Annotated in this window: 18 protein-coding genes; 16 read left to right on the top strand and 2 right to left on the bottom strand. The window is 39.3% G+C overall.

Annotated elements, in window-relative coordinates; genetic code table 11:
* The first annotated feature begins 14 nt into the window (after positions 1 to 14).
* Complete coding sequence (gene sdaAA, locus BHU72_RS02380) at positions 15 to 893, top strand: L-serine ammonia-lyase, iron-sulfur-dependent, subunit alpha (RefSeq protein WP_069701059.1); 879 nt, start codon at positions 15 to 17, stop codon at positions 891 to 893.
* Between the two features lie 10 nt (positions 894 to 903).
* Here the strand turns inward: sdaAA and BHU72_RS02375 are convergent, their stop codons facing one another.
* Positions 904 to 2,877, bottom strand: coding sequence for a flagellar assembly protein A (locus tag BHU72_RS02375; protein ID WP_069701025.1), 1,974 nt, complete (start codon positions 2,875 to 2,877; stop codon positions 904 to 906).
* A 348-nt stretch (positions 2,878 to 3,225) separates the two neighbouring features.
* Here BHU72_RS02375 and BHU72_RS02370 point away from each other — a divergent pair, with 348 nt between their 5' ends.
* From BHU72_RS02370 to BHU72_RS02300, 15 genes are all read left to right on the top strand, one after another.
* Positions 3,226 to 4,239: a methyl-accepting chemotaxis protein gene (locus BHU72_RS02370; protein ID WP_069701024.1), complete on the top strand. Its 1,014-nt coding sequence runs from the start codon at positions 3,226 to 3,228 to the stop codon at positions 4,237 to 4,239.
* 85 nt (positions 4,240 to 4,324) lie between these two features.
* Positions 4,325 to 5,530 carry a M14 family metallopeptidase gene (locus BHU72_RS02365; RefSeq protein ID WP_069701023.1) on the top strand — a complete coding sequence of 402 codons (1,206 nt, stop codon included), beginning with the start codon at positions 4,325 to 4,327 and terminating at the stop codon, positions 5,528 to 5,530.
* Between the two features lie 174 nt (positions 5,531 to 5,704).
* On the top strand, positions 5,705 to 6,847 hold the full coding sequence (gene mutY / locus BHU72_RS02360) for an A/G-specific adenine glycosylase (protein WP_069701022.1): 1,143 nt from the start codon (positions 5,705 to 5,707) through the stop codon (positions 6,845 to 6,847).
* Entirely contained in the window at positions 6,837 to 7,436 is a 600-nt protein-coding gene (locus BHU72_RS02355; RefSeq protein ID WP_069701021.1) for a hypothetical protein, read from the top strand. Before mutY ends, BHU72_RS02355 begins: the two co-directional genes overlap by 11 nt.
* Before the next feature lie 295 nt (positions 7,437 to 7,731).
* Positions 7,732 to 9,312, top strand: a complete 1,581-nt coding sequence (locus tag BHU72_RS02350) for an FMN-binding glutamate synthase family protein (protein ID WP_069701020.1) — start codon at positions 7,732 to 7,734, stop codon at positions 9,310 to 9,312.
* 155 nt (positions 9,313 to 9,467) lie between these two features.
* Entirely contained in the window at positions 9,468 to 9,887 is a 420-nt protein-coding gene (locus tag BHU72_RS02345) for a CBS domain-containing protein (RefSeq protein ID WP_069701019.1), read from the top strand.
* A 335-nt stretch (positions 9,888 to 10,222) separates the two neighbouring features.
* Positions 10,223 to 10,762, top strand: coding sequence for a rubrerythrin (gene rbr / locus BHU72_RS02340; RefSeq protein ID WP_069701018.1), 540 nt, complete (start codon positions 10,223 to 10,225; stop codon positions 10,760 to 10,762).
* A 104-nt stretch (positions 10,763 to 10,866) separates the two neighbouring features.
* On the top strand, positions 10,867 to 11,865 hold the full coding sequence (locus tag BHU72_RS02335) for an aldo/keto reductase (protein WP_069701017.1): 999 nt from the start codon (positions 10,867 to 10,869) through the stop codon (positions 11,863 to 11,865).
* Between the two features lie 11 nt (positions 11,866 to 11,876).
* Positions 11,877 to 12,665, top strand: a complete 789-nt coding sequence (locus tag BHU72_RS02330; protein WP_069701016.1) for a sulfite exporter TauE/SafE family protein — start codon at positions 11,877 to 11,879, stop codon at positions 12,663 to 12,665.
* A gap of 102 nt (positions 12,666 to 12,767) precedes the next feature.
* Positions 12,768 to 15,056, top strand: coding sequence for a GGDEF domain-containing protein (locus BHU72_RS02325; protein WP_069701015.1), 2,289 nt, complete (start codon positions 12,768 to 12,770; stop codon positions 15,054 to 15,056).
* Positions 15,057 to 15,317: 261 nt separating this feature from the next.
* Positions 15,318 to 16,424 (top strand): hydrogenase small subunit, encoded by a 1,107-nt coding sequence (locus BHU72_RS02320; protein WP_301553476.1) that lies wholly within the window; start codon positions 15,318 to 15,320, stop codon positions 16,422 to 16,424.
* Positions 16,424 to 18,160 carry a nickel-dependent hydrogenase large subunit gene (locus BHU72_RS02315; RefSeq protein WP_069701014.1) on the top strand — a complete coding sequence of 579 codons (1,737 nt, stop codon included), beginning with the start codon at positions 16,424 to 16,426 and terminating at the stop codon, positions 18,158 to 18,160. Before BHU72_RS02320 ends, BHU72_RS02315 begins: the two co-directional genes overlap by 1 nt.
* A 12-nt stretch (positions 18,161 to 18,172) precedes the next feature.
* Entirely contained in the window at positions 18,173 to 18,853 is a 681-nt protein-coding gene (cybH, locus tag BHU72_RS02310) for a Ni/Fe-hydrogenase, b-type cytochrome subunit (protein WP_069701013.1), read from the top strand.
* 147 nt (positions 18,854 to 19,000) lie between these two features.
* Positions 19,001 to 19,468 (top strand): HyaD/HybD family hydrogenase maturation endopeptidase, encoded by a 468-nt coding sequence (locus BHU72_RS02305; RefSeq protein ID WP_069701012.1) that lies wholly within the window; start codon positions 19,001 to 19,003, stop codon positions 19,466 to 19,468.
* A 254-nt stretch (positions 19,469 to 19,722) separates the two neighbouring features.
* The gene (locus BHU72_RS02300; protein WP_069701011.1) at positions 19,723 to 20,964 is read left to right on the top strand and encodes an LL-diaminopimelate aminotransferase; all 1,242 of its coding nucleotides are present in this window, start codon (positions 19,723 to 19,725) and stop codon (positions 20,962 to 20,964) included.
* A 114-nt stretch (positions 20,965 to 21,078) separates the two neighbouring features.
* Here the strand turns inward: BHU72_RS02300 and BHU72_RS02295 are convergent, their stop codons facing one another.
* Positions 21,079 to 21,795, bottom strand: a complete 717-nt coding sequence (locus BHU72_RS02295) for a DUF2225 domain-containing protein (RefSeq protein ID WP_069701010.1) — start codon at positions 21,793 to 21,795, stop codon at positions 21,079 to 21,081.
* Positions 21,796 to 21,822 lie beyond the last annotated feature (27 nt).

The raw sequence follows: 21,822 nt of genomic DNA, 5'->3' as shown, positions 1-21,822 counted from the left end.
TGGCAATCAAAGGTTTGTTTCAAACAATAGAAGATATAATTCAACTGGCTGATAATAGTAATGATAGCATCTCGGAAATCATGATGAAACAAGAAGAGATGATTTCAGGTAGAAGTCGGCTCGAAATATGGTCACGAATGGAATCAATTTTTGATGTGATGGAACGTGCGATAGAAAAAGGCACGACGGAAAATGTCGTTTCTCGCAGCGGCCTATCTGGAGGCAGTGCAGTGAAAGTGGCAGAATACTTAGAGTTAAAGAAGACTCTATCAGGCCCAACAATATTAAGTGCTGTGAAGAATGCATTAGCCACCAGTGAGGTGAATGCTGCCATGGGGATTATCTGTGCTACACCGACGGCTGGAGCGGCTGGGGTAGTGCCAGGGTGTTTGTTTTCTGCCCGTGACACATTATCATTGACAAAGGAACAGCAGATACGCTTTCTGTTCACCACCGGGGCGATTGGATACGTGATTGCCAATCAAGCAACAGTTTCTGGAGCGGTGGGCGGCTGTCAAGCGGAGATTGGTTCCGCCACTGCCATGGCAGCAGGTGCATTAGTCGAAGCTGCCGGAGGAAGTGCAATGCAATCTGCTCACGCCATTTCATTTGCGTTGCAAAGTATGCTAGGGCTCGTATGTGATCCAGTAGCTGGTTTAGTTGAAATACCTTGCATCCAGAGAAATGCTACTGGTGCATCGATTGCAATGGTAGCTGCTGATATGGCACTGGCAGGTTGTGAATTCCCAATTCCCGCCGATGAAGTAATCGAAGCGATGTATAACGTCGGCAAAACAATACCTTATACGTTAAGAGAAACTGCTTTAGGAGGTCTAGCTAAGACTAAGACTGGGAAGAGCATGGCACAAAGGATAAGTTCCGATAAGCAATAGAAAAACAGACCTACATAGGTCTGTTTTTTACTGAATCTGACTGTTTATCGTAATAAAATTCAATACTTTTCACTGGTTTGCCTTCGTAATTTAGAGAGCGTTGATTAATTGTAATCTTCGCTTTTATTAATTCTTTAATTATTATCTTCCCGTTCGTGCTTAGGTGTGGAGAAGGAGCTAGAGGGTTACCTACGGTTGCCGCATTGATGCCTTCAATAGCCTGTATACTGCCGCCTAGAACAACCCCTTCTTGCTGCTTGAATTCGCAATCAGTCCCAGAGAAAATAGTGGAGTGATAAGAGCCTTTCCCATTGAATATTACTTTGCCGTTCGTTTTTACATCTGAAAAAGAGGCATACTTTAACGTGATTTCACTTTCCTCTTGAATCGAATTTTCTATTTTTTTAAGAAGTTCTCCAACTGAAAAAATAATATTTTCGAGGCACTCAATTTGATCGATTTTGCTAGCAAGTTGATAATTACTAAAAGGTATTAGCTTTTCTTCTAATATAGCAAAATCATTAGGAATGTCTACTTGCTTTTTCGCTTCGTTGTACATTGTGATATATTGATTGACATCATTTTTTAGCTTGCTGAATTTCATGTCCAAAAGAGTCGCTAATAAAAGACCATATTGAGGTTCAGTTTCCGATGATGTTTTTTGTTTAAAGTGGTGGATAATCGTTTGCGATGCCTGAAAAAACTGTTCAAAATAATATTTTAATCCTTGTAATAATCGATAGCTTTGACTGTAAAAGAGAATATGGTGGCCACCATAGACTTGACTATTAAGTACATTTCCTCGAATTTCTATATTCTGAGCAGAAATGACAGTTGCATAGTATACACTTCCTACAATAAGAACATTCCCTAACGCCTCTATACGCATTCCTTCTTTAACGTCGCCATAAACAACTACATCTCCAGAAAAATACACACTACCTGTCTTTAAATCAACATCACCTTTCACGGTATGAACATTATAGATATCTAGATATTTAACAATTCTTCCAGTCATAGCAGGCCTGCCAGATCTTAATGCATAAAATTTTCCATCAGGGTCCTGTTCCACATTTTCCTTAGCTTTCACATTCATCTTTTTAGGAGACTTCGGACGAATGGTATTCGCGAAAACATCATATCCTTCTTTGCCATCAATCGGGGGATGAAATTGTGCGATAATATCACCTTTATTTACGGAAGGTATTATTATACGATTCTTAAAATCAACTTTACCATTGACTTCTTCGAGAATCTCAGTTGTTTCATTAGAGAAATAAGTTTCTAAGTGACTATCGCTAGACTCAATGATCGGTAAACCTTCTGCGATTATAATTTTTTGATATGTTGGCGCCAGTACTTCATTTGCAATTGCAGAATGGTCAAACGAAACTTTAATTCCAAGACTATAAATCTCAGTAATTATATTGGAGACAACTTCTTCTGCATCATAAGGTGCTTCGACTTCAACAGTTTCTAGTAATAATTTGTTCGTACATGCCTTGTTTTTTAATACTGTCCTTTGTTTGATGTTTATAGAGAGTTGAAGGTATACGACCATTTTGTCAGAGGAAACTGTAATTTCAAAAATTCTTTCTTTTTTTATTAAAAGCCAACTAATCCGGTCCTTTTCATAGACTTTTGTTGGCTGGTTTATCATTTTATCATTTATATAAGTAACTAAACTTCGATTAGGAATAAGTGTTGGTTGTCTTCCTTTGTTTTTTGCATCACGAACATAGAGATGATGTTCTTTCACTTCAAGATAACCATCATCTGTGCACAAGGTCGAATCAGAGTCTTTGTAATCTACTATTGTATCAAAGAAATCATTTAACTCATCACTTGAAAGTAAAGATTCCTTATGTAATTGTGAAAAATTGCTTTCATCTAATAGCTGACCAGCTCTATTAGATCTATCCCCAACATTCACATTGTTTATTAAATCTAAAAGGAATTGTTCTTGTGCTTTACTGTTACTCATTTCCTGCACCCCTATCTGTATTTGCGCTCCAATTTTGATTCGAAAAAAGGGAAACATGGACAAAAGATACTACATTAAACATTCGCCATTTTTTTATTGAATCCTCTATTTAATAAAACCTGTCCTTTAAAAACATTGCTTCGATGTATTATAATTGATTTAGTTATAAAAAAGATTTGTGTTCAGATGGAGTTTAACTCCGCCTAAACCTTACTCGCACTTATTTCGTGTGTACCCCTTGCGGTGAAACTTACGGTACTATCTCATATTTTCACCTAAGGGTACGTAATAGGAGTTTTGGTAACGTCTTTGAGATAAAACTATGAAAACGGAAAAGGGGAAAGTGTATTGACAGTCACAAAAGAGAATAACCTTAACGTATCTGTATTATTAAATGAGCTCAAACAAGCCAACAAACAAATGGAAGATGTAATCAAAACAATTAACCAAATCGCGTCTCAAGCAAATTTATTAGCGTTAAATTCAGCGATTGAAGCAGCTAGGGCAGGAGAGGCTGGAAGAGGTTTTTCAGTTGTAGCCAATGAAATTAAGAAGTTTGCGGATCAAAGCCTTTCTACGAATAAGAAAAGCTATGAGCAAATTCAAAACATTCAAAAAAAGGCGAATGAAGTTATCGCTGTGCGAACAGTTGATGTGGCCTTCGATACCATTGATAAAATTGATAGGAACTTGTTTGAGAGAAATTGTGACGTTCAAGCCTGGGCGACGTTTGATGCGATTAAAAATTGCGTGCAAGACCCTAATAATAAAGAGAAAGCATCAGAAGCATCGAAGTTCATGAAGAACATCGTGGACATATATGAAGTGTATTACGACATGTTTGCTGTAGATAAATCGGGGAAAATTATTGCCGCAGGTGTAAATACGCACTTAATCGGACGAGATGTATCGGAACGTGAATGGTTTAAAGAAACGATTCGAAAGAACGATGTTCATGTCAATGATATGTATTATTCAGATATGATGAACGGACATGCCATGAATTATTCTTGCCCAATTCGAGACGATCAAGGTGAAACAATTGGAGTATTCACTACGCGTTTTAATTGGAATTTTATCTACGATATCGTAGATTCTGTGAAAGTAGATTCCCAAAGTGATATATACCTAATTAACTCCGATGGAATTGTCATTGCATCGCGCGATCGTTCTGGGATTTTATCTCAGGATTTAAGTCGCTTACAAGCTGTACAGAGCTTGAAATCAGGGAAAAAGATGGGTTATACGATTGAAAATGAATTCGGTAATGGGCAAAGGATTTATGCATACTGCCGTACTAAAGGATATAATTCATATAAAGGGCTTGCATGGTCAGTAATCGTAGGGGAAGTCATTGATTAGTAGCGATTTCTTTGTCGTTTCTTTGCACACTGTTTGATGTACTGAATAAAATGCCTACAAGAGTATTAATTCTAGGAGGTTTTTTATGCCGTACACTCGTTATGTTGTGCAAAGAGGAGATACGCTTTTTCGTATAGCAAGACAAAGATCAATGAATGTTGAGGCCTTAATTGCCGCAAATCCACAATTGCAAGATCCGAATCGTATCGTACCGGGGCAAGTGATATATGTGCCAAATCAGATGTTACGTCAATATGTGATTCAACCGGGAGATACGATGTACATCATTGCACGCCGTTTAAATATTCCGCTTAATCTTATCTTACAGGCGAATCCTCAAGTAGACCCGCAGCGTTTGCAGGTTGGGCAGATTATCTATATTCCAGATGCGCCAGCAACAAGAATTGTTGAACCTATGCAAGAATATGGTTATGACGAAATGGTCAGAGATTTGCAGTTATTACAACAGCGATACGATTTCATTAATGTGTCTTCCATTGGCAGATCCGTTGAAGGAAGAGAGTTATTTGTCGTTCGTTTAGGGGTTGGGGCAAGGGAAGTACATTTCAACGGTTCTTTCCATGCAAATGAATGGATTACGACACCACTTTTAATGAATTTCATTGAAGATTATGCTATCGCATATGAAGCGAAGCAACCGCTAAGGGGATTTGATATACCTGCATTATATGAGCAGACGTCGCTATATATTGTGCCAATGGTAAACCCAGATGGTGTAGAATTGGTGCTAGAAGGAATCGACCCAACGAACCCTCGATATGAGGAAGTTGTGAGAATTAATCGTGGCTCATTAAATTTTGATCGCTGGAAAGCGAACATCCGCGGTGTAGATTTGAATAACCAATTCCCCGCTTTTTGGCAGGAGGAATATGACAGAAAAGGTGTCACACAACCCGCACCACTCAATTATCCTGGCCCAACACCTTTATCTGAGCCTGAATCACGGGCGATGGCGAACTTCACAAGACAACGGAATTTCCGTATGGTATTAGCTTTCCACTCTCAAGGCGAGGTAATCTTCTGGGGTTATCGCGATTTAGAGCCAGCGGAGTCACAGACAATCGTCAACAGATTCCAAGCACAAAGTGGATACCAGCCAATCCGCACAGTACTAAGTGATGCTGGATATAAAGACTGGTTTATCCTTGAATGGAGAAGACCTGGCTTTACAGTCGAAGTGGGAACTGGTGTAAACCCATTGCCGATTTCTCAGTATCCGAAGATTTATGAAGACAATATCGGTATTATGTTAGAGGCGTTACGGCTATAGTTTAGAAGGATCATTTACAGTATTTAAGAAAAAGTTCAGGCACTTATTTTTCCGGGTATGGAGAAAATAAGTGCCTTTCCCTATTGAAAAATAATAATATTATGGATACAATACTATGGAATTAAATTTCATAGAAAATTCAAATTTACTTCATAACAACAAGAGGATTTTTAGATGGAATTGAATAGCAATCAAATGTTTGTCACTTCACTATTAGCTTGGTACTGGGAGCATAAGCGCGAGCTACCTTGGCGGGAAGACAGGAATCCATATAAAATATGGGTTTCCGAAATCATGTTGCAGCAAACGCGAGTAGAGGCAGTCCGCTCCTACTTTGAAAAATTCATGGAAATATTCCCAACTGTTCAAGACTTGGCAGAAGCAACTGAGCAGGAAGTATTGAAAGCGTGGGAAGGGTTAGGATATTACTCTAGGGCAAGAAACTTACATAAAGCCGCTAAGAAAATAATTTTAGAGCACTCTGGAATCATGCCAAATGATTACTTTCTTCTACGCTCATTACCTGGTATAGGGGAGTATACAGCAGGTGCGATTATGAGCATAGCATATAATCAATCATTTCCAGCAGTAGATGGTAATGCACTAAGGGTATTTTCACGGTTATATTGTATTTTCGAGGATATTACAAAAAATAAAACAAAAACTATAATTACAAAGATTGTTACTGGGGACATCCCTGAGGGTTTTGCCAGCGATTTCAACCAATCGATTATGGACTTAGGTTCTAATATCTGTATACCAAGAACACCAAGATGCGATGTTTGCCCAATTAGCAGTTACTGTCTAGCTTATCAAGAGGGACAACAGACGGCATTGCCGATTAAATCGAACAACAGACGCCAAAAGCCAGTGATGGTAGCTAGTGCCCTTGTATATCAGGACAACAGATTATTATTGGAACAAAGATCTTCCGACTTACTCGCAAATATGTGGCAACTGCCATCGGTTGAGTGTGAAGATGAAGAACAAGGGTGGATGTTACTGGAAGAAAAGCTTATACAACAAGTGCCGAACGCTCGCCTGACAAAACATGTCATTACACATGGTGAACATATATTTTCGCACTTGCATTGGTATCTAAAGGTTTATAAAGTGGAATTGCGTGAAGATACTGACTACACAGATTATATATATGAAAAGATACCGACGTACTTATCGGACGAGGATTATACTACTTCCTCCATGAAATGGATAACACTTTGTGATATTGACAAATATCCAATGCCTAAGATTTTTCTAACTATGCTAGAACGAACAAGGCCGTCTTTGAAGGGAGGTGAAAATAGTGAATTTTAAAAGAATCGTATTATTTGCACTGATTTTAACAATTGCTGTTTTATCAGTAGCTTGCGCTCCGAAGGACGCAGTAGACCGACCAGACAAACAACCTATGCCGGTACCTGCTACAATACCACATAGTGTAGAAGCTGACACTAATTGTTCTATGTGCCATAATGTAGAGAGTCCTGAGCTAGTTGCAGCTCATGCAAAGTTTGAGATTGCAAACGTTCAATGTCTTGACTGTCACGAGCGTGGAGAAGCTCCAACTGGTTTAGTAAAACCTGCAAACCACAAGGATAACGCTGCATTTGCACAATGTGCTACTTGTCACGTGGGTGGAGCAATGTTACCAGCAGTACCTCCGCATGCATTAGATGGAACGTATGCTGACTGCTCATTCTGTCATGACATTACTTACAAGGAAGGTCAAGCAGCTCCTGCTGCACCGGCTCTTGTAAAACCAGCATCTCATAAGGATAACCCTATGTATGATGCGTGTGCAACATGTCACGTAGGTGGAGCAATGCTTCCAAAAGTACCACCACATGCATTAGATGGAACGTATGCTGACTGCAAAACTTGCCACGAAATCAGCTACAAATAAGTTGACATAATTTTTATTAGAAAATAATTACTTACAAAAAACCTAGACCCTAGTTGGGGTCTAGGTTTTTTGTTTTTTTTGGATTTTCGTGAATAGATTATGAATAATTTTATTGTAGAATTCAAGAGAAGAATGCTATAATATATTGAAAAATCTAACATGATATGTTAGATTTTTATAAAGAATAACTTAGTTCGGATGGAGTTTTTATTCCAACTGAACTCTAGTTACACTTATTTCGAGGCAACGCCGCTGAGATAAACTTTATACTACATAATAGGGAGCTGGGACGATAATGACGTTTAGTAAACCGAATTTTAGTACTGCAACATTAACAAAGTTACGCACTCCAAATGCGTATGTACCTAGTAGTGGACTATGTTCTACATGTCTTGATGGATGTCCAGGTTTTTGCGAAGTAGGAACTTCTGCAGTTCGTGGTAAAGAAGTATTGTATCCACAACCTTTTGGAACTACAACATCAGCTTCTGAGAAAGACTATCCAATTGATTATTCACATTTCAATATAATGGGTACAACTGTTGGCGCTCATGGAATCGAAGCAGATAGTGATAAAGCGATTTTCCCAAATGTAAATATAGAGACTGCAATCGGTGCTGATGGCGGATTGAAGCTACAGACTCCTGTAATTGTAGCAGGAATGGGTTCTACTTTTGTTGCTAAAGACAACTGGGCTGGACTAGCTTGTGGTACTGCAATTGCTGGTGCTGCAATTGTAATTGGTGAGAACATTTGTGGTATGGACCCTGAGTTAGAAGTGAAGAATGGAAGAGTTGTTCATTCACCTGCTATGGTGAAGCGTGTAACTTCATTTACTGACTGGTATAATGGTTATGGTACAATTGCTGTTCAAGCAAACGTAGAAGATACGCGTTTAGGCGTGCAAGAATATACATTAGAGAAGTTAGGTGTAGACACAGTTGAATTAAAGTGGGGACAAGGTGCTAAAGATATTGGCGGCGAGGTTAAAATCAAGTCTTTAGATTTTGCTCTAGAACTGAAAAAGCGTGGATATATCGTATTACCTGATCCTGAGAACGAAACCGTACAGGAAGCATATAGAAAAGGCGCTTTCAAGGAATTCGAGCGTCATTCAAGAGTTGGTATGGTAGATGAAGAAGGTTTCATGAAGCGCGTAGAGGAGTTACGCCAAGCGGGTGCAAAGAGAATTTTCTTAAAAACTGGCGCATATCGTCCAGCTGATCTTGCCCTAGCATTGAAATTCGCTTCAAAAGCGAAATTAGATCTATTAACTGTAGATGGTGCAGGCGGCGGAACGGGAATGAGCCCTTGGAGAATGATGAATGAGTGGGGTGTTCCAACTGCGTATATCCAATCTATGCTAACGGAATACTGTGACCGCCTAGCTGCTGCTGGTGAATATGTTCCTCCAATCTCAATGGCAGGTGGATTCTCTTTAGAAGATCATATGTTCAAGACAATTGCTATGAGTGCACCATATGTAAAAGTTGTAGGAATGGCTCGTGCTCCACTAACGGCTGCAATGGTTGGTAAAAATGTAGAGCAAGCAATCAAGAATGGTAAAGTGTTTAATGAGCAGAAAAAATATGGCGAGAACATGGACCAAATCTTTATCTTAGCAGAGCAATTGAGAAAAGATTTAGGTAAGGACGCGTTTGATCGTTTGCCAGAAGGCGCTCTAGGTGTATACACATATTACAACCGATTACAACAAGGATTAAAGCAATTCATGTGTGGAGCTCGTAAGTTTACATTGGCTCATATTGATCGTAACGATTTAGTTGCTTTAACAGAAGAAGCTGCTAAGATTAGTGGTATTAAGTACATTATGGATGCTGACAGAGAAGAAGTGAAGAATATTTTAGGCTGCTAATTATTTAATTTTCATAAGTATTGAACAGGCACTAACAGGCATCAACACGCAAGGGAGGAGGAAACTCTTTCCTTGTTTTTGTATGTGTAAATTCTTTGTTTCTGAACAAGCTAATATGGATTAGACTTTTATAACAAGAAACAGGAGGTACATAAATGTCACAAACAATCCGTGAAATTATGTCTGGCAATCTTGCAACAGTAACAACACAAGATTCAGTAATTAAGGCAGCGCAAATTATGAGTCAGTACAATATTGGGTCTGTTCCAGTAGTCGATAACGGTCAATTAGTGGGAATGCTAACAGACCGAGATATCGTTCTTCGTTCTGTGGCGACTGGTGGGAACTTAGATCAAGTGAGTGTAAGGCAAATCATGACGACCAATGTGGTTACAGCAACTCCAGATATGGATATTAGCCAAGCAGCGAATATTATGGCTTCCAATCAAATCCGCAGACTACCAGTCATCGACAATGATCAATTAATTGGTATGGTAGCGCTTGGCGACTTAGCATTAGAGAGCGATCATATCGATGAAGCTGGTAATGCACTAAATGACATTTCTAAGCCTTAAGAAAATTATAAGCCTTTAGCATGGATATGCATATTAGTATGGCAATGGGATAAATTTCTATAATTAGCGAGATAAATCTTTATTATTATGTGGAGTTAAATCTCTATGCTACTTTAGAGCATTTTTGTACAACTTAGAATAATTCTAAAAAGTAGTAGATATTCAAAGGATTTTTGAATATAGCTACTTTTTTTGCTTATATATCCTAATATTCGAGAGTATCATTGTTTGCTTATCGATTTTTAAAATGGTAAAGTCTATGCTATAGTAATACATGTTACAGATTACATACAAACTTGAGAACCAAAATAAAATCATCAACGGAGGTAAAAAATATGGCGAAAGAATTAAAAGGTAGTCAAACGGAGAAAAATTTATGGACTGCTTTTGCTGGCGAATCACAAGCAAGAAATAAGTATGATTTCTTTGCAAAGCAAGCAAAAAAAGAAGGCTATGAACAAATGATGGCAATCTTCCAAGAAACTGCTGGTCATGAAGAGCAGCATGCGAAGAGAATCTTTAAATTCCTCAGCGGTATTGGCGATACGAAGAAGAACTTAGAAGTTGCTGCTGAAGGTGAGAACTATGAGTGGACAGAAATGTACGCAGAGTTCGAAAAGGTTGCTCGTGCGGAAGGATTTACAGAAATCGCTGATTTCTTCCATGAAGTAGCAGAAGTAGAAGAAGAGCATGAGAAGCGCTTTAGAAGACTATTAGAGAACCTTACAAATGGAACTGTATTCAAGAAAGAGAATGAAGTTGAGTGGCAGTGCAGAAACTGTGGCTACGTACACAAGGGTGTAGAAGCGCTAGTAGTTTGCCCATCTTGTGATCATCCACAAGCGCATTTCCAAATTTACGCGAAAAACTACTAAAATAACCTTGATTCTCTAACAATCAATAATTTCTATATTTCAACTATCATAAAGTCAACTACGTCATGTGGTTGGCTTTATGCTTATGAAAAGGATGGTGAACCATGCGATACAAGACATTTGGTTCAACAGGGTTAAAAGCTTCGCAGGTAGGGGTTGGCACGCTACAATTTCCAAAACTCACTCCTAAAGAAGCAGCGGATACATTATCCTATGCCATTGAGCAAGGGATTAACTATATAGATACAGCGAAAACCTATGGTGATAGTGAAACGAAAATAGCACCAGTCATTCAAGGGCGTAGAGATCAAATGATTATCTCCACGAAAACGAACAAGCGAGATTATCAACAAGCGAAAAATGAGATAGTCGATAGCTTGAAGAAACTGAATACGGATTACTTAGATATTGTACACGTTCATTACGTCAATCGAGATGAAGAATTCACGCAAGTGATGTCTGAGCAAGGGGCAATGAAGGCGATTTTAGAAATGAAAGAAGCGGGGTACGTTCGTTACATTGCCATCTCTGGTCATAGGCCAGACAAATTGGCTGAGTGGGTAACCCAGTTTCCATTTGATTCGGTCTTGTTTCACCTCAATATTTGTCAACCATTTGCTGCTACCGATATCATTCCTGTTGCAAAGGGACTGAACATTGGAACAGTAGCTATGCGTCCATTAGCAGGAGGGTTTATACAGCCACAGCACCTGAGATACCTACTAACGCAACCAGTGGATGTAATAATCCCAGGGTTTATGAATAGACATGAAATTGATGAAAATTTAAAAATATTATCTGAACCTGTTTTACAAGAAGAAGCCGATTATCTTTTGCAAATGGCACAACGAGCGGGTCAACATGGTTGCCGGCGTTGCAATGCTTGCGAATGTCCGAAAGGGATTAAGATTACTGATGCAATCATTCCGATGTACTACCTTGGCAACTTACAACCGCCATACAATCAAGGGAATGAATTATGGAGGTCGCGCCAAGGCAAGGTAAGTACGTGTAATGACTGTGACGACTGTCAAGAACAACCGATATGTGAAAGTGTATGCCCTTATGGAGTTGACATTAGCAAAACGATTCGAAGCATATAAGGAGCTTGGTTATGTTTGATATGTTAGTCTTAGCAATCATAGGTTTTATTTCTGGCTTTACAGGAAGTATAGCTGGAATTGGGGGCGGAATCATCATTGTTCCAGCTTTAATCTATATTTTTGGGATTTCCTCTCAGACTGCTGCTGGGACATCCCTAGCTGTCATGGTATTTATTGCGATTTCTGCGGTGTCAACCTTTGCGAAGCAAGGGAGAATTGATTTTCGCAGTGCGAGTCAGTTTATCATTGCTAGTGCCCCTGGGGCCGTTATCGGTGCTTATATTGGACGAGGTTTCTCAGAACAAGCATTTTCAGTTTTCTTTGGTATCTTGATGATACTGATATCAGTGTTCCTATCCATTGATCAAAAGCATACCAAAAGCATGGGTCCGCCTTCTGCGCGTCGTCGCTTTCGAGATATCACGGGTAAAGAATATAAATATCAATTTAACCGTAGTTTTGCCCTTGGAGTTTCCTTCTGTGTAGGGCTCCTTTCCAGTCTATTTGGAATCGGTGGTGGCGCACTCATGGTTCCAGCGATGATTATGCTATTTTCCTTTCCCCCACATATCGCCACTGCCACCTCCATGCTAGTTATTTTGGCAACCTCAGTGTTCGGCTCCATCAGTCACTTCTTATTGGGAAATATTCAATGGTATTATGTCTTATTATTAGCGCCGGGAGCTTATGTTGGTGGTGTAATAGGTGCAATTATTGCTAAAAGACTCAATTCTAAAATTCTATTCGCAATTTTACGCTTGATTATCTTTTTAGTCGCACTGCGTATGATTCTCTTGTAGTGAAGAAATCCTTGAAAAATTAAAGAAAAATTTACATTCCCTTAACCATTCAACGAATTAGAACAAGTACGATATGGATAGCAATATGTGGGGGTGTAATCTTTGTTAGAGTTGATGAAAAAAGCGTTCCAGCCTATAGTGGCTGAACCATATACGAATAGAAATAGCACAGTTGGGATAGTAAAGAAGCATTTAGAACGAAAGGAATATATACACATCATATACCTCGATTTGATTCAATTCGAGCAAGTGGAACAGAGTTATGGCGAACAATACGCCTATGAGTTCCTCAATTCTTTTACAGGTATCATTAACAGAGAGATTAAGAAGCTGCTTCCCGACACTTCGAAGCTGATATCCACTCATAATTTATGGGGTGATGACTTCATACTACTAATTGCTACGAAAAATAGAATACCAGAAGAAGAACTATGTAAGGTCAGAACGTCGTTGGATGCGAATATCACCCAAGTATTTTCTAGTAATCTACCATCGTATTTTAAAGATTACAAGGGAATCCATGTTGGATATACAACCATAAGTCCACCCGCCAAACATGTGGAAAAACAGTTTTACAAAGCCTTAAAGGAAGCTTACAAAATTGCAAAAAGAGAGTGCTATAATCCGCCCCAAAAAATCATGGAGGAATTTCATCACATTTTAAAAAATAAGACCCTAGAAAGCGTATTTCAACCAATCTTGTCACTGGATTCAGGAGAAAATTATGGATGGGAAGCCCTAACACGTGGTCCGCAAAGTAGTTTTTTTCACTCTCCCAATGACCTATTTCCTTTTGCGGAACGGGTCAATTCTTTATTTGCCCTCGAGACGGCATCACGGGAGCTTTCTATACAGAAAATAGGATGGATGAAACCGAACCAAAAGTTATTTATCAATGTCGATCCTTCAGTTATTAAAGACTCGCAATTCCATCAAGGTGTAACGCGTACCATGTTGAAGAAATACAATTTATCACCACAACAAATTGTGTTTGAGCTTACAGAGCGAACAGCAATACAAAACTTTAAAACGTTCCGTAAAACAATTGAGCACTACCGCAGCCAAGGCTACCTTATTGCTGTCGACGATGCAGGAGCAGGATATTCAAGTCTGCAAACGATAGCGGAAATTAAGCCTGACTTTATTAAACTAGATATGTCGATTATTCGTGGTATAGATAAAGATCCTGTAAAAAAAGCATTACTAGAGACGTTCGTCACATTCTCGCAGAAGATTAACTGTCAGCTTATAGCAGAAGGCATAGAAACGGATCGGGAGCTTGCCGTTGTGACGAAATTAGGGGTGCATTTAGGCCAGGGCTACTATATAGGGAAACCAACATTTCCTAAAGAGCTACCATCTAAGCTATGCATCCAAGCGATTCAAGGGTTAGCTAAGCGTCCAAAGGTGGCGCAATGGTATGATCGAGGAATGGTGGCCAGAGATTTAGTTTCCTATGTACCAGCGATTCAGGAAGGCTCGATTATTGAGGAAGTGGCAGAACTATTTGAAAATCAGAGTGAGCTGCAAGGTATCGTAGTACTAGATAAGGACAGCAAACCGTCAGGTTTTCTATTACGTCAGAATCTTTACAAGACATTAATTGCTAGATATGGAGTCGCCTTGTATTATCGCAAACCAATAGAAGAAATTATGGATACAAGGCCTTTATCCGTACAGGCAGAGACACCAATAGAATTGGTAGCAAACCTTGCCATGAAACGTGACGCTCAACGTTTATATGATTTTATTATCGTGATGGATCGTGATAATTATCTAGGCATCATTACGGTACAAAACCTATTAGAAAGTTTGACGCAATTAAAAATTGAGCAAGCGCGATATGCAAATCCATTAACAGGGTTAGCAGGTAACATCATTATCGAGAAAGAAATAGAGCAATGTATCATACTAAAACAGAATCATAGAGTCATTTTATATATAGATGTTGATTTTTTTAAGGCATATAACGATACTTATGGCTTTGAGCAAGGGGATAGATTCTTACTGCTTATAAGTAGAATTTTGAAGCATGTCATGAAGGGTGAAGATAACATTTTTATAGGGCATGTAGGCGGCGATGATTTTGTCATAATATGTCCTTTTCATAAGGCAGAGAAGTATAGTAAGCGCATCATTCGAATCTACCAACGGCTTCTACGATATTATTACAATCTACAAGAATGGGAGTGTCAAGCCATTATTGCCACCGACCGTCTCGGAAGAAGTTGTGTGTATCCACTATCTTCCTTATCAATTGCTGGAGTCTTACTGAATCGTAGATTTGCAGATGTCATTTCAGTAGGAGAGAGAGCGGCATTTTTGAAAAAAGAAGTAAAAAAAATCTGCGGCAATGCATATTTAATAGAGGGACAAAATATATCATATTAAGAGATTTAATATTGTACTATATAAAATGACTATATAGTACTAAAGGATTGTTATGACTAATAAGCTATGCCAAGCAAATCGACGATAAATAGGTATATATTGCTGTTTTCACTTAATTTGTGCCAATTTCTAGGGAAATACCCTGTTGTGGTACAGGTGCGGATGCTGTAGAATATCTTCATAATAGCACCAATATGCTACTATTAGTGATTTGGGAAGTAGAAATTATTATGTTAACTAGTGATAAGGGAGGGGTCTATCTTGAAGGAAACGTTTTACGAGTATGTGCAAAAAAGGGGAATTTCAAGAAAAGATTTTTTGAAATTTTGCACAGCAATTACAGCAATGATGGGATTAGATGCGTCATTAACGCCAAAGGTAGTAGAAGCTTTGGAGACCAAAGAAAGAATACCAGTAATTTATAAGCACTTCCAGGAGTGCACAGGATGTTCGGAATCTTTTATCCGTACAGCTCACCCGGTAGTAGCAGACTTAATCTTGGACATGATTTCACTAGACTACCATGATACGTTAATGGCAGCTGCAGGTCACCAAGCAAGAGAAGCTGCCCATATGACGAAGGAAAAATACAAAGGTGGGTACATTTTAGCTTGTGAAGGTAGTATACCTTTAGCAGATGGCGGGATTCACAGTATGGTAGACGGTAAGACCCAGCTTGAGTTATTCCGTGAGTATGAGAAAGATTGTATGGCGATTATTGCTTACGGATCATGTGCTGCATTCGGTAACGTGCAGGCGGCTCATCCGAACCCAACGCAAGCAACACCAATTTACAAGTTAACGAATAAACCTGTAATTAACGTACCAGGATGTCCGCCAATTGCTGAGGTTATGGCTGGAGTTATCACACATATCTTAACTTTTGGTATTCCAGAGTTAGATATTCGTAAGCGTCCAAAGGTATTCTATCGTCATCGTATTCATGACAACTGCCAAAGAAGACCGTTCTTCGATGCGGGTATGTTCGTAGAGAGCTTTGATGATGAAGGTGCTAAGCTTGGCTGGTGCTTATATAAGATGGGCTGTAAAGGACCTGTTACATATAACTCCTGTGCAAACATGAAGTGGAACGAAGGAACATGCTGGCCGGTTGAATCTGGTAACCCTTGTCTTGGATGTTCAGAAGATAATTTCTGGGACTTCGGACCAATGTTTACAACATTAGCTCAAGTACCAGGAACGAACATCATTTACAACCCAGATAAAGTAGGTGCTGCTGTTGTAGGAGCTGCTGCTGCAGGGGTAGCTGTTCATGCTGCTGCTACAGTGGTTGTGGAGAAGATGAAGAAGGACAAAGACACGACAACATCAGTAGCTGATCAGCAGAACAAGGGGGTAAGTAAATAATGTCACAAAGAGTTGTCATAGATCCTATTACAAGAATCGAAGGTCACCTTCGTGTAGAAATTGATGTAAATGAGAACAATGTTATTGGCGATGCCCTTAGTTCAGGAACAATGATTCGTGGTCTAGAGCAAATCCTTGTAGGGCGTGACCCACGTGATGCTTGGGCATATGTACAACGTATCTGTGGTGTTTGTACAACAGTTCACGCATTAGCATCTCTTCGTGCTGTGGAAGATGCGTTAGATATTCGTATTCCTAAGAATGCAAGCTTAATCCGTGATATCATGAACTTAACGCAATATGTTCATGACCATGTGGTTCACTTCTATCATTTACATGCGTTAGACTGGGTTGACGTGGTAAGTGCGTTAAGCGCTGATCCGAACGAAACTAGCCAAATTGCGCAAAGCATTTCTAGCTGGCCGAATTCTTCTCCAGGGTATTTCCGTGATGTACAGAATCGTCTAAAGTCTTTCGTAGAAAGCGGACAATTAGGTATCTTCTCAAATGCATATTGGGGTCACCCAGCATACAAATTACCATCGGCAGTAAACTTACTTGCTGTAACGCACTACTTAGAGGCGCTTGAGTGGCAGAAGGATATTGTTAAGATTCACACGATTTTCGGTGGTAAGAACCCGCATCCACACTATGTAGTTGGTGGTGTTGCGAGCGCGATTGATATCAATAGCGACAACGCAATTAACACAGAGAAGTTAAACCAAGTAGAACGCTTAATTAACAAAGCGATTCAAGTGGTTGAGCAAATGTACATTCCTGACCTTATGGCGATTGCATCCTTCTACAAGGATTGGACATATGGTAAGGGAATTGGAAACTACATGACATTTGGTGATTTCGCTGCACCAGGTAAAGACATCCGTGATACAGATTCCTACCTATTCCCAAGTGGAGTAATCTTAAATGGTGACCTTTCAACGGTTCACGAGGTAAGTTTAACCGATCCTGAGCATATACAAGAGTTTGTTGACTTTACATGGTTGAAGTACTCTGATGATAAGCCGGGCGTTGGTAAACACCCATGGGCTGGAGAGACAACATTCGATTACACTGGTCCTAAGTCATACAAGGAATTAGATATGACAAGGCCTTATACTTGGAATAAGGCTCCTCGTTGGAAGGGTCATGCAGTAGAAGTAGGGCCTTTAGCGCGTATTTTAGTAGGATATGCGAAGGGCGTTAAGGAAGTTAAGGAAGTTACAGATTGGGCAGCAGGTACTCTCGATGTTCCATTAACAGCACTTATGTCTACATTAGGTAGAACGGCTGCTCGTGGTTTAGAGACGAAGCTGTTAGTCAATCGTTTGAAAGATACCTTCAATGCTTTAGTTGCAAATATTAAGGCTGGAGATACAGTTACGTTTGATAAGACGAAGTTCGATCCTAGCACATGGCATAGAGCTGGCAAGACATTACAAGGGGTAGGTTGGACTGAGGCTCCTCGTGGTGGTTTAGCTCATTACATCGTAATAGAAGATCAGAAGATTAAGAACTATCAAGCGGTAGTTCCATCTACATGGAATGCTTCACCAAGAGACTTAAACGGTGCGCGTGGTGCGTATGAAGCAGCACTAATCGGAACTCCTATGGCAGATCCACATCAACCATTAGAAGTTATCCGTACAATCCACTCATTTGACCCATGCTTAGCATGTGCAGTTCACTTAGTTGATAAAGAGAAGCGCGAAATCACTCAAGTTAATGTTATACGTTAGGAGTGGTTGCAAATGACAAACAATGGATTAAAAAAGGATGTATACGTCTGGGAGCTACCAGTTCGATTTTTCCACTGGGTGAACGCGTTATGTATCGTAGTATTACTGGCAACAGGATACTTCATCTACAACCCGTTTCTTCATGCTCCAGGAACTGAAGCCAATGATTATTTTGTGATGGGTACTGCACGATTCGTACATTTTGTAACAGCATATGTGTTTATCGCGAACTTACTGTTCCGATTCTATTGGTTCTTTGCGGGGAATCAGTATGCGAAGATTAAGTTTTGGAAAAAGGAATGGTGGATCGGCCTTAAAGATGTGATTCTATTCTACTTATTTATTAAGAAGGAAGAGCCGCACTTCACTGGTCACAATCCGTTAGCAGAGATTAGTTATCTATTCTTTATCTGGGTTGGTTCGTTCTTCATTATCTTGACAGGGTTAACGATGCAGGCCGAAATTTATACAACGGGCTTTTTATATGATATTACGTCTTGGTTTGCTAGTATGATGAGTAACTCAGTCAATACTAGAGTTCTGCACCATATGTTAGCATGGTCATTCGTACTATTCATAGTAGCTCACTTGTATACTGCATTAAGACATGACTTCTTAAGCAAGAGTGGCGCGACTTCTTCTATTATCACAGGATACAAGACAGAAGAAACACACGATGCGGACCATAAGTAAAGTTTAGTAGTCAAATTAATAGTATAAGTACTATACGAAGTAAACGTGAATCTCCCATTTGCAGAAATGGGAGATTTATGCTACCATGATATGGTTATTGTTATAGGCGTTGGAAATGAGTAGAATAGGTAAACGTAGAGGTGAATTATGACAAATATTATAGCAATGGGGATAGGCAATACTCTTTGTACAGATGAGGGATTAGGAGTCAAGGCAATCTATCAACTGATGGAGCAAAATTGGCACGAATCGATTGAACTAATAGACGGAGCTTGCGATGGACTGAAATTATTAGAGTTTATTGAGCGTGCAGACAAGCTATTAATCATTGATGCGATAAATGCCGATGAAGAACCAGGAACAATTGTACAAATCGAAGATGATGAAGTACCTCTATATACTGGAATAAGACTTTCTACACATCAAGGGACCCTACAAGAGCTACTCGGATTAGCGAAATTCCGTGGCATGTATCCGGAAAAACTAATTCTCTTAGGTGTTCAGCCAGGTTCACTAGAATGGGGAACAGAATTATCGGATCCAATCGCGCAGTCTATGCCAGAGATTCTTCAACGTGCAGAAGCAATTCTTCGTGAATGGGAGAAAGAAATATAAAGAAATATAAAGAAATATAAAGAAAGAGAATTATGAGATAAACACCTACATGGTGTTTTTTTTATACGTACAATCTTCATTATACGTACAATCTTCTTTACACATACAAATGTTAGAAAAAGAACAAATTAAAGAAGATTTACGTAAAATTTTGCAAATGTCTTCAAATCACTTTACGAATTGTACAAGTTTTAGGTATGATAATGAGTATGAAAAATTACATAGAATTATTTTAAAATATTTTAGGAGGTAATATGATGTCTGATAGCTTCATTCAACAACTGTTTGCAGATCGTATTGGTGGTAATCAATTTGGTAAGGATACAGTTCTTTATAAGTTTGAGAAAATTAAGCGTGCGAAAGCAGCAGCGAAGAAAGCTCATCCTGATGTAGAACTGATTGATATGGGTGTTGGCGAACCTGACGAAATGGCTGACGAAGGAATCGTTAGAACGCTTGCAGAAGAAGCAGCAAAGCCTGAGAACAGAGGGTATGCTGATAATGGTGTAGCAGAGTTTAAAGTAGCTGCAGCACAATACCTTGAAAAGGTGTTTGGTGTGACAGGTATCGATCCAGAGAAGGAAGTTAACCACGCGATTGGTTCTAAGCCGGCCCTAGCTATGATGCCAGCTGCATTTATCAATCCAGGTGACATTACAATTATGACAGTTCCTGGTTATCCAGTGATGGGAACACATACGAAATGGTTAGGTGGAGAAGTTGTGAACCTGCCATTAACTGCTGAGAATAACTTCTTACCAGACATCGATTCATTGACAGAAGATCAGAAAAAACGCGCAAAGCTACTATATATTAACTATCCGAACAACCCTACAGGTGCAAGCGCTACCAAGGAATTCTATGAGAAGATCGTACAATTTGCGAAAGCAAACGATATTATCGTAATTTCTGACTCGGCATACGCGGCATTAACATTCGATGGTGAAAAACCACTGAGTTTCTTATCGGTAGAAGGTGCGAAAGAAGTAGGAGTAGAAATTCATTCTTTATCGAAGGCGTACAATATGACAGGATGGCGTATGGCTTTTGTTGCTGGTAATGAACTGGTAGTAAAAGCATTCGCGACGGTAAAGGATAATAATGATTCTGGGCAGTTTATTCCAATCCAAAAGGCGGCCATGTATGGATTGCAAAACCCAGAAATCACAGAAAAGATTTCCGAGAAATACTCTCGTCGTCATAATATGTTAGTAGATGTACTAAACGAAATCGGATTCCAAGTGAAAAAGCCGAAAGGTTCTTTCTACTTATATGTAGCAATTCCAAAGGGCATTAAAGGTGGAAGAAGCTTTGCATCTGCAGAAGAATTCTGCCAGTATTTAATTACGGAAAAGTTGATCTCTACTGTACCTTGGGATGACGCAGGTAACTTCATCCGTTTCTCAGTAACATTCCAAGCAAAAGGTGAAGCAGCGGAGAAGAAGGTAATCGAAGAAATTAGATGCCGTTTAACAGATGTAGAATTTGAATTTTAGTTTGAGTTTTAATTCTAAATTTAAGTCAATGAGATTAGAAAAGGAGCCACTAGGCTCCTTTTTCAGTACTTATAATATAGATTTTCAGTCCTCATGTTGTAGAATTATCAGTACTTATGTTGCAGAATCTACATTTGGATGACTTGTTGTTTCTAATTCTTTTAACTGCTCCTTGGCAACCTGCCATTGTTCACGGGCTTTCTTAATAATCGCAATATTTGTAATCGATTTATCTTTAATGACTCTATCGAACCACTTGATAGCACCGCGATAATCGCCGAGTCGCCTCTGTAGCTCAGCCATGAGATAGATCATCTTCGCTTCATCAACCTGCACATTCGATTCGTTTTGGAAGAACTCCATGTAACAATCGAGGGCATTTTGCAAGAAACGCAATTCTTGTTCCGTATCTTCTTGAAAGCGGTAGAAACAAGCGATTTTGAAGCATAAGCCGCCAATTACCACATCGCTTTCATCTAAGAGTTGCGCACATAATAGAGCGATTTTGTATACAGTAAGTGCGTCTTGTAGGCTTCTTTCTCCCCTGTAATCCTTATGATTCCATTTCTTCGTAATCAAATTTTCGATTCGCTGCTGAACTACTGGAGTAAACCTAGCTTTGAAATTGTCTGTAAAAGAAAACCCGCAACATGGGCACACACGGACAAGATAGAAATCAGGATTCACACCCGCATAATGGATACAGAAATCAGTATCTGTCTTTTGCGTTTTGATAAAGCTGGTCCGAACTTTACTTGACATGAAATTATAGGTACAATTAGGACAAGTGAAAGACACTTGGTATAGAGGGCTGACTTGTTGTTTCTCCATTCTAAGCACTCCCTTATGTGAGGTATG

It is taken from the genome of Desulfuribacillus stibiiarsenatis (assembly GCF_001742305.1).
Lineage (GTDB): Bacteria > Bacillota > Bacilli > Desulfuribacillales > Desulfuribacillaceae > Desulfuribacillus_A > Desulfuribacillus_A stibiiarsenatis.
This window is presented reverse-complemented; position numbering and strand designations above follow the sequence as displayed.